This window comes from Mesorhizobium sp. M7A.F.Ca.AU.002.02.1.1 (genome assembly GCF_003998535.1).
Lineage (GTDB): Bacteria > Pseudomonadota > Alphaproteobacteria > Rhizobiales > Rhizobiaceae > Mesorhizobium > Mesorhizobium ciceri.
The window spans coordinates 1-421 of sequence record NZ_RZPB01001500.1 but is presented as its reverse complement, the minus strand read 5'-3'; the positions used below and the strand labels follow the sequence as shown (position 1 = coordinate 421).

The following is a 421-nucleotide window of genomic DNA, read 5'->3' as shown; positions in this document are numbered from 1 at the left end:
CCTTGCCGAATGCGTTCGAAATCTGGTTCAGCGCGCCGAACGTGATCTTGTGCGCCACCAGCGAGGGACCGAGGATCAGCAGCGAGAAAATGTTGTCGGCCTGCAGGTAGGTGTAACGGACGACGTTGAAATAGATGTAGTGGAAATAGAGCCTGAAATAATTGTGGCGAACATTCTCGAACAGCTCGGCCGTGGTGGCCGGCTGGGCCCGGTCCGCGTGATCCTCGCCGTAGACGAGTTCCTTGCGGTAGGCTGCCTCAACGCGCTGGTTGCGGAACTGCAGCCCTGGAAGTTTCAGACCTGCAACCATGACCGAGATCGTCCCGAACAGACACCAGGCAAGGGCTGCGACAACCAATGGCTGTGGAATCGCGCCGATAATCGGCAACTCGGTGATATGGGCCTGCAACTGGATCATGAC

1 protein-coding gene is annotated in these 421 nt (G+C 57.7%); it reads right to left on the bottom strand.

The genetic code is table 11. The annotated features are described in order from the left end of the window. Positions 1-421: SbmA/BacA-like family transporter (locus tag EN879_RS38595; protein WP_281034645.1), on the bottom strand; the 421-nt coding region annotated here is incomplete at both ends.